Annotated in this window: 10 protein-coding genes and 1 pseudogene; all 11 read left to right on the top strand. The window is 70.4% G+C overall.

The features are described 5' to 3' along the window. On the top strand, positions 1-1,089 hold a 1,089-nt coding region (locus V7E05_RS05630), incomplete at its 5' end, for a histidinol-phosphate transaminase (protein WP_333618694.1). A 76-nt stretch (positions 1,090-1,165) separates the two neighbouring features. Then, the gene (hisB, locus tag V7E05_RS05625; RefSeq protein WP_333618693.1) at positions 1,166-1,816 is read left to right on the top strand and encodes an imidazoleglycerol-phosphate dehydratase HisB; all 651 of its coding nucleotides are present in this window, start codon (positions 1,166-1,168) and stop codon (positions 1,814-1,816) included. A gap of 59 nt (positions 1,817-1,875) precedes the next feature. Further along, positions 1,876-3,180, top strand: coding sequence for an MFS transporter (locus V7E05_RS05620; RefSeq protein ID WP_333618692.1), 1,305 nt, complete (start codon positions 1,876-1,878; stop codon positions 3,178-3,180). A 52-nt stretch (positions 3,181-3,232) separates the two neighbouring features. After that, positions 3,233-3,958 carry an imidazole glycerol phosphate synthase subunit HisH gene (locus V7E05_RS05615; protein ID WP_333618691.1) on the top strand — a complete coding sequence of 242 codons (726 nt, stop codon included), beginning with the start codon at positions 3,233-3,235 and terminating at the stop codon, positions 3,956-3,958. Then, a complete protein-coding gene (locus tag V7E05_RS05610) occupies positions 3,951-4,295 on the top strand; it encodes a hypothetical protein (RefSeq protein ID WP_333618690.1) in 345 nt (114 codons plus the stop codon). Before V7E05_RS05615 ends, V7E05_RS05610 begins: the two co-directional genes overlap by 8 nt. Positions 4,296-4,344: 49 nt before the next feature. Continuing rightward, the gene (gene priA / locus V7E05_RS05605) at positions 4,345-5,079 is read left to right on the top strand and encodes a bifunctional 1-(5-phosphoribosyl)-5-((5-phosphoribosylamino)methylideneamino)imidazole-4-carboxamide isomerase/phosphoribosylanthranilate isomerase PriA (RefSeq protein WP_333618689.1); all 735 of its coding nucleotides are present in this window, start codon (positions 4,345-4,347) and stop codon (positions 5,077-5,079) included. 177 nt (positions 5,080-5,256) lie between these two features. Then, on the top strand, positions 5,257-6,162 hold the full coding sequence (locus V7E05_RS05600) for an inositol monophosphatase family protein (protein ID WP_333618688.1): 906 nt from the start codon (positions 5,257-5,259) through the stop codon (positions 6,160-6,162). Further along, positions 6,159-6,950 (top strand): imidazole glycerol phosphate synthase subunit HisF, encoded by a 792-nt coding sequence (gene hisF / locus V7E05_RS05595; RefSeq protein ID WP_333618687.1) that lies wholly within the window; start codon positions 6,159-6,161, stop codon positions 6,948-6,950. Before V7E05_RS05600 ends, hisF begins: the two co-directional genes overlap by 4 nt. Further along, complete coding sequence (hisI, locus tag V7E05_RS05590; RefSeq protein WP_333618686.1) at positions 6,947-7,345, top strand: phosphoribosyl-AMP cyclohydrolase; 399 nt, start codon at positions 6,947-6,949, stop codon at positions 7,343-7,345. Before hisF ends, hisI begins: the two co-directional genes overlap by 4 nt. Before the next feature lie 4 nt (positions 7,346-7,349). Next, complete coding sequence (locus V7E05_RS05585) at positions 7,350-7,529, top strand: tautomerase family protein (protein WP_333618685.1); 180 nt, start codon at positions 7,350-7,352, stop codon at positions 7,527-7,529. A 134-nt stretch (positions 7,530-7,663) separates the two neighbouring features. Then, positions 7,664-8,221 (top strand): annotated as a pseudogene (locus V7E05_RS05580) (anthranilate synthase component I); the annotation flags it as partial.

Genomic DNA, 8,221 nt, shown 5'->3' with positions numbered 1-8,221 from the left:
GAGGAGCTCCCGCTGCGGGACAACCTGCGCGGGCAGCACCCGTACGGTGCTCCGCAGGAGGGCGCGCCCGCGCGCCTCAATGTCAACGAGAACCCGTACCCGCCGAGCGACGCGCTCGTCGCCGCGATCGCCGAGGGCGCGGCGAAGGCAGCGGCGGACCTCAACCGTTACCCGGACCGGGACGCGGAAAAGCTCCGCGGCGCCCTGGCCGAATACTTCTCGGCCCAGACCGGCGTATCCGTGGGCATGGAGAACGTGTGGGCGGCGAACGGCTCGAACGAGGTGCTCCAGCAACTCCTCCAGGCCTTTGCCGGCCCGGGGCGGAGCGCGATGGGCTTCGTGCCGAGCTACTCGATGCACCCGCTGCTGTGCGCGGGGACGGACACCGAGTTCATCGCCGTCCCGCGCGCCGAGGACCTTTCGATCGACACAGCGGCGGCGGTCGCGGCGATCGCCGAGCGCAGGCCGGACGTGGTCTTCGTGACCACCCCGAACAATCCCACGGGGCACGTCGCGTCGCGCGAGCAGCTCGTCGCGATCCTCGACGCCGCGCCCGGGATCGTCATCGTCGACGAGGCCTACGCGGAGTTCTCCCCGTCGCCGTCTGCGGCGGAACTGCTCGCCGACTACCCGACGAAGCTCGTGGTCTCGCGCACGATGAGTAAGGCATTCGCCTTCGCCGGCGGGCGCCTCGGCTACTTCGTTGCCGACCCCGCCTTCGTCGACGCCGCGCTGCTCGTGCGCCTGCCGTACCACCTGTCGGTGATCTCGCAGGCCGCCGCGACGGCGGCCCTCGGCTTCGCGCGGGAGACGCTCGGCAACGTCGCCCACATCGCCGCCGAGCGCGAGCGCATCGCCGCGGCGCTGCGCGAGTACGGATACGACGTGCTGCCGAGCGAGTCGAACTTCCTGCTCTTCGGCCACTTCGCCGAGCCCACCAGAGCATTCGAGCGGTACATGGCCGACGGGGTCATGGTTCGGGACATCGGAATCCCGGGCCGACTACGGATGAGCGTCGGCCTCGACGAGGAGAACGACAGGTTCCTCGAACTCAGCGCCCGCTACGCCGCCGACGAACTCGCCCGCTGATCCCACATCGCCCGCGCGGGCGATACGCTGGGAATATCGGTTCGAACACAATCAGCAGACTCCCGAGGAGAGGCCCATGGCCGAGAACACGGCGGCGAACACGCCGAGCAGTCGCGCGGGGCGCATCGGTCGCGCCGAACGCGCCACGTCCGAGTCCTCTATTTCGGTAGAGATCGACCTCGACGGCACCGGCTCCACCGAGATCTCCACGGGCGTCCCGTTCTTCGACCACATGCTCACCGCCTTCGGTAAGCACGGCTGCTTCGACCTGCGCGTCGAGGCGAAGGGCGACATCGAGATCGAGGCCCACCACACCGTCGAGGACACGGCGATCGTGCTGGGGACCGCGTTCCGCGAGGCACTCGGCGACAAGGCCGGGATCCGCCGCTTCGCGGAGGCCAAGATCCCCATGGACGAGACCCTCGCCGAGGCCGTCGTCGACCTATCGGGGCGCCCGTACTTCGTGCACACAGGCGAGCCCGAGGCGATGGTCACCTACGTCGTCATCGGCCACGACAGCGCGCCGTACGGCACGGTCCTCAACCGTCACGTGTTCGAGAGCTTCGCCGCACACGCGGGAATCGCGCTGCACGTGCTCGTGCACTACGGTCGCGACCCGCACCACATCACCGAGGCCGAGTACAAGGCCGTGGCCCGCGCGCTCCGCGCCGCATGCGAGCCGGACCCCCGCGTCTCGGGAATCCCGTCGACCAAGGGGGCGCTCTAACTGCTCAGCGGCGCGCGCTCGCCGCATCACAAGACACGAGGAAGGAACCGGTAGGGAAGTTGTCCGCACGGCGAGAAGAGAGCACCCCGGGCGGAGCGCCCGAGGCCGGTTCAGAAACCGGCTACGGGATCGATTCGGGGATCGATTCCGGGAGCAATTCCGGGAACACTCCCGCGGAGCAGAAGATCATTTCGATCCCGGGCATGATCCCGGCGTTCCTCCTCGTCCTCCTCGCCTTCGGTGGCTGGGCACTGCTCCTGCCGGTGATCCCGCTCCACATCGTCCGCTCCGGCGGCGGCGACGTCCTCGCCGGCGCGAGCACCGGTGTGTTCATGGCGGTCACAGTGCTCACGCAGATCCTCACCCCGCGCCTGCTGCGCAGGTTCGGGTATCGCCTCGTGCTCGGTGCGGGCGCGCTGTTGCTCTCCGGTCCCGCGGCGCTGTATCTACTCGGCGCCGAGGCGGCCGTCGTCCTGCCGGTGTCGGCGGTCCGCGGCGCGGGCTTCGGCATGCTCACCGTCGCGGGCTCGGCGCTCGTCGCGGAGCTCGCCCCGCCGTCGCGCCTCGGCCGCGCCACCTCGCTCATAGGCCTGGCCATCGGCGTCGCCGAGGCGGGATTCCTTCCTCTCGGTCTCTACACCTTCGAGCACCTCGGGCTCGAGTTCCCCGCGATCACGGCGAGCGCCCTGGCGGTCGTCGGCCTCGGCGCCGCCATCCGCGTCCCGCAACTGTTCCCACAGGACCCGGCGAAGGACGACGCCCAGATGATCCGCGGCCACGGCATCGCCTACCGCCTTGCCCCAGCTATGGCCCTCATGCTCACCGTCGCCATGGCCTTCGGCGTCACCTCCACCTTCCTGCCGCCCTCCCTGGATGACGTCGGAGGTGCCGGTGCCGGCATGGCCGGACTCGCGCTCTCGATCGTCGGCGTCATGGTGGTCGTCGGGCGCACGATCGCCGGGACGCGAGCCGACCGCAACGGGCCGGGGGACTACATTCCGATCGGCATGGCCTCGGCGGCCATCGGTGTCGGCGGCTTCGGGCTGCTCGCCGCGCTCGGCGCCCCGTTCTGGGCGTTCCTCGTCGCGGCCATGTTCTTCGGTTTCGGTTTCGGCGCCATCCAGAACGAGTCGCTCCTCGGCGCGTTCCAGCGCCTCCCGAAATCGCAGCTCGGCACCGCCTCGGCGGGCTGGAACATCGCCTTCGACGGCGGTACCGGCCTCGGCGCCCTCGTCATCGGCCTCTTCGCCTTCGCCGGCTACTCGGCGATGTTTTGTATCGCCGCGGCGGCGTGCGTGCTCGTCGGCACCCTCATCACGCCGTACTGGCGACATCTCGTGGCCACCGGAAACGCAGTGCACTAGCGCCCTGCGTCGCCCGAGCTCTCCGGACGCACCTGCCACCCACACCGCACCAATGGATAGGCTCTCAACCATGCAGAAAAAGGTCGCACTCCTCGACTACGGATCGGGGAACCTCCGCTCCGCCCAGCGGGCGCTCGAGCGCGTGGGCGCCGAGGTCGAGCTCACCTCGGACCCGGCCGTCTCTCTCGCCGCGGACGGGCTCCTCGTTCCGGGAGTCGGCGCCTTCGCCGCCTGTATGCGCGGGCTGTCCGCCGTCAAGGGCGAGCGAATCATCGGCGAGCGGCTCGCCGGCGGAAGGCCGGTGCTGGGCATCTGCGTCGGCATGCAGATCCTCTTCGAGCGCGGCGTCGAGTTTGCCGACGGTCGTCACGAGCTGGACGAGGGCGACGCCGCAGTTGCGGGTGGCGAACCGGGCGAGGGTCCGGCCGTGGCGAGCACGCCCGGCGCCGGGGAGTGGCCCGGGACCGTCGAGCGCCTCGACGCGCCGGTCCTGCCGCACATGGGCTGGAACACGGTCGATGTCGCCGAGGGCTCGGAGATGTTCGCGGGACTCGACCCCGAGACCCGCTTCTACTTCGTCCACTCCTATGGGGTGCGGCGCTGGGAGATGGAGCCCAGCGAGCGCATCGCCGCCCCGCTGGTCTCGTGGACCACGCATGGCGTGCCGTTCGTCTCCGCGGTGGAGAACGGCCCGCTGTGGGCCACGCAGTTCCACCCGGAGAAATCCGCCGACGCCGGCGCGCAGCTCCTCGAGAACTGGCTGACCCGTCTTGGGTAGCGGCGGCGGTCCCGATTCCGGCCACGACTCCGGCCCGGGCCGGACTGCAGGCCGCGATGCCGGCGACGCGAGGGCGCCGATCAGCTTCGCCGCGATCGCGCTCGTCGTCGTCTCCGCGGCGATCGTCGTCCTCTTGCTCACCACGGCGGCGGTCGCGTTCCTGCCCGTCGGCGCGAAGCCGTGGGCGGCGTTTATGGGGATCGGGCTCACCATCGCCGCGATGGCGCTCGCCTCTCGGTACATGACCGCGAAGGCACTCGCTCGGGACGATGAGCGCGCCGCGCGGAGGCGCGGGGAGCCCGGGGGAACCGCGGAACGCCCCGAGGGCCGAGCGTAGAGGTGGTACCGATTCGGCAGTGCGCACCGGGCACACATAACCTGGACACGTGAAACTAGAGCTCTTGCCCGCAGTCGATGTCGCCGATGGTCAGGCCGTGCGCCTCGTCCAGGGCGAGGCCGGCAGCGAAACGACGTACGGAGATCCCCTCGACGCCGCCTTGCAGTGGCAGGCCGACGGAGCGGAATGGGTCCATCTCGTGGACCTCGACGCCGCGTTCGGCCGAGGGGCCAACCGCGAACTGCTCGCCGAGGTGGTCGGGAAGCTCGACGTCAAGGTCGAGATGTCCGGCGGCATCAGGGATGATGCCTCGCTCGAGGCGGCGCTCGCCACGGGCTGCACCCGGGTCAACCTCGGCACGGCCGCGCTCGAGAACCCCGAGTGGTGTGCCTCGGCCATCGCCCGCCACGGGGACCGGATCGCCGTGGGCCTCGACGTGCGCGTCGTCGACGGGGAGCCGCGCCTCCGCGGCCGCGGCTGGGTGAGCGACGGCGGAAACCTCTGGGATGTGCTCTCGCGGCTCGATTCCGACGGCTGCGCCCGATACGTGGTCACCGACGTCTCGAAGGACGGAATGCTCTCGGGGCCGAACCTCGACATGCTCTCGCAGGTATGCGAGGCCACCTCGGCGCCCGTGGTCGCCTCCGGTGGTGTCTCATCGGTCGCGGACCTCGAGGCGATCGCCACGCTCGTGCCCAAGGGAGTCGAAGGCGCGATCGTGGGGAAGGCGCTCTACGCGGGGCGGTTCACGCTCCCCGAGGCGCTCGCCGCGGTGAGCAACTAGGGAACCCGCCTCCGGGTCGCTATCCTGGCCCTCTAGCTGGGATCGAGCCGCCCGGGGCGGCAGCATCACCCGGGGGCACGCGGAGCGTGCAGCACTCATCACCCCCGCCGGGCTCGAACGACAGGCGCAGCCCACGGCACCGTGGGGGCGGGAAGCGAACGACGAAGGACGCATGCGATGACCGAACACATGATGCCGACGGACCTGCCGGTCGATCCAGAGAAGGCGATGTCCGTCGCCGCCGCGGCGCTCGATGCCGCATGGGACCCCTTCGTCGCCGGCCTCGGCGCCAAGGCCTCCCGCTTCAAAGAATCGCCGACGGACTTCGCAACCGAGGTCGATCTCTCGCTCGAGCGGCAGATCACCGATGCGCTCCAGTCGGGCACGGGTCTCGAGGTCCACGGCGAGGAGTTCGGCGGGCCGCCGGTCAACGATGGCACGCTGTGGGTCCTCGACCCCGTCGACGGGACGGCGAATTACTCGCTCGGCATCCCGGACGTGGCGATCATGGCGGCGCTGATCCACAAGGGCCAGCCGGTCGTCGCGCTCACGTGGCTGCCGCTGCTCGGCATGCGTTTTTCCTCGATGGCGGGCAAACCACTCGAGGTCGACGGCAGGGCGATCGAACCGGTCGCCGACTCGTCGATCCGCAACGTCGCCGTCGGGCTCGGCTCGATGAATTCCGGGAACCGTGGCACCTACACCTCCGCGTTCCGGAGGGAGGTCGTCGAGCAACTCTCGGTCCGGGCTGCCCGCACGCGCAAGTTCGGCTCCACGGGCGTCGATCTCGCGTACGTCTCGTCCTCGCGCCTCTCGGCCGCGGTGACCTTCGGGCACTACGCCTGGGACAACGCCCCGGGCGCCTGCCACGTCCGCGCGGCCGGTGGCATCGTCACCGACCTCGCCGGCGACGACTGGAACATCGAGTCGCAGTCCCTGCTCGCCGCGAGCCCGCGCGCGCACGGCGAGATCCTCGATCTCATCCGTGAGCTCGGCGACCCCGCCACCGTCACCGAGGCGGGGCGTCGCTGGGAGAACCGGCTCCCCGATCCCGAGCGCCAGTGGCTGGAGGAGGGCCGATGAGCCTCGCAGTGCGCGTCATCCCGTGCCTCGACGTCGATGCCGGGCGCGTCGTCAAGGGCGTCAACTTCCACGATCTCCGCGACGCCGGTGATCCCGTCGAGCTGGCGGCCAAGTACGACGAGGAAGGCGCCGACGAGCTCACGTTCCTCGACGTCACGGCCTCGTCCTCGGGCCGCTCCACGATGATCGACGTCGTGCGCCGTACCGCCGATCAGATCTTCATCCCGCTCACCGTGGGCGGGGGAGTGCGCACGGAGGAGGACGTCGACGAGCTCCTCCGCGCGGGCGCGGACAAGGTGAGCGTCAACACCGCCGCCATCGCGCGGCCCGAGCTCCTCGGCGAGCTCTCCCGCCGCTTCGGCGCGCAGTGCATCGTGCTCTCGGTCGACGCCCGCACCTGGACGCCGGATTCGGGCGCCGACTCGGGTAGCGAACCCACGCCCTCGGGCTGGGAGGTCACCACCCACGGCGGACGCCGCGGCACCGGCATCGACGCCGTCGAGTGGGCCCGCCGCGGAGAGGAGCTCGGGGTCGGGGAGATCCTGCTTAATTCGATGGACGCCGACGGGACGAAATCCGGATTCGACCTCGACATGCTCCACGCCGTCCGGGCGGCAGTGTCCATCCCGGTGATCGCCTCGGGCGGCGCAGGCCGTGCCGCGGACTTCCCCGAGGCCGTCGGGGCGGGCGCCGATGCGGTGCTCGCCGCGAGCGTGTTCCACTTCGGCGAACTCGGCATCTCATACGTCAAAGACGCGCTTCGTGGGGCCGGGTGCGTGGTCCGATGAGCGAGGCGGGAACCGGGCCCGAGACCGGAGCCGAGGCACAGGCCGACCCCGAGCTCGACCCGGAGCTCGCCGCGCGCCTCAAGCGCGCCCCCGACGGCCTCGTGCCGGCGATCGCGCAGGACGTCGCCACAGGCCGCGTGCTCATGATGGCGTGGATGGACGACGTCGCACTCGCGCGCACGCTCGCCACGCGCAAGGGCACGTACTACTCGCGCTCGCGCGGGGAGTATTGGGTCAAGGGCGAATCGAGCGGGCACACGCAGTACGTGCACACCGTCGAGCTCGATTGCGACGCGGACACGATCCTGCTCCGGGTCGACCAGACCGGGGCCGCATGCCACAACGGGACGTTCAGCTGTTTCGACACCGAGACGCTGCTGGAGGAGGAGGAATAGGGCCATGCCCTTCATCGAGATCAAGCAGTTCGCGGGCGACGACGACGCGGAGAAGAAATCCGAGATCCTCGCCGCCGTGACCGCCGCGTACTGCGAGGCCACGGGCAAGGACCCGGCGAAGGTCCACGCGATCCTCACCGAGGTGCCGCCCGGGCAGTGGGCCGTCGGCGGGAAGACCTTCTAGGCCTCCCAGCCGAGCGTCACTGCGGTAATCCCCGAGAGGATCCCGCCGAGGCCTTCGACGCAGTCGCCCGGAACGTGCCAACGCAACAGAACAAGGCAGCGCTCCCACACACCAGGAGCCCATCAAGGAGAACAATGCCGCTTCCCCACGGAGACCACGTCACCTCGCGGGCGGCGTTCCGGGAACTGGCGCGGAGGCACCGCGTTGTGCCCGTCGTCCGCTCCCTGCTCGCCGACGCAGAGACCCCGCTCTCGGTCTATGACAAGCTCGCCGCCGACCGCCCGGGGACCTTCCTCCTCGAATCCGCGGAGAACGGCCGAAGCTGGTCGCGCTGGTCGTTCATCGGTTGCGGTTGCCGCGCGGCTCTCACGGTGGATGACGGCGGACGCGCCCGGTGGCTCGGGCAGGTCCCGGAGGGCGCCCCGTCCGGATCGGACCCGATCGCCGCTCTCTCCGAGACGCTGGAACTGCTGTCCACCGAGCCGATCGACGGCCTCCCGCCGCTGAGCAGCGGCCTGGTCGGCTACCTCTCCTACGAGGTCGTCCGGCGCATTGAGCGCCTCGGCGAGCACACCGAGGACGATCTCCACATCCCCGAGATGATCCAGATGCTCGCCTCGGACATGGCGGCCCTCGACCACCACACCGGGCACGTCTACCTCATCGCCAATGCGGTCAACTGGGACGGAAGC

Source organism: Dietzia sp., from assembly GCF_036741115.1.
In the GTDB taxonomy this organism is placed as follows: domain Bacteria; phylum Actinomycetota; class Actinomycetes; order Mycobacteriales; family Mycobacteriaceae; genus Dietzia.
This window is presented reverse-complemented; position numbering and strand designations above follow the sequence as displayed.

Coding starts and splice junctions, on each gene's coding strand:
- hisB (WP_333618693.1), top strand. CDS start 1,166: ATGGCCGAGAACACGGCGGCGAACACGCCGAGCAGTCGCGCGGGGCGC.
- V7E05_RS05615 (WP_333618691.1), top strand. CDS start 3,233: ATGGATAGGCTCTCAACCATGCAGAAAAAGGTCGCACTCCTCGACTAC.
- V7E05_RS05600 (WP_333618688.1), top strand. CDS start 5,257: ATGACCGAACACATGATGCCGACGGACCTGCCGGTCGATCCAGAGAAG.
- hisF (WP_333618687.1), top strand. CDS start 6,159: ATGAGCCTCGCAGTGCGCGTCATCCCGTGCCTCGACGTCGATGCCGGG.
- hisI (WP_333618686.1), top strand. CDS start 6,947: ATGAGCGAGGCGGGAACCGGGCCCGAGACCGGAGCCGAGGCACAGGCC.
- V7E05_RS05585 (WP_333618685.1), top strand. CDS start 7,350: ATGCCCTTCATCGAGATCAAGCAGTTCGCGGGCGACGACGACGCGGAG.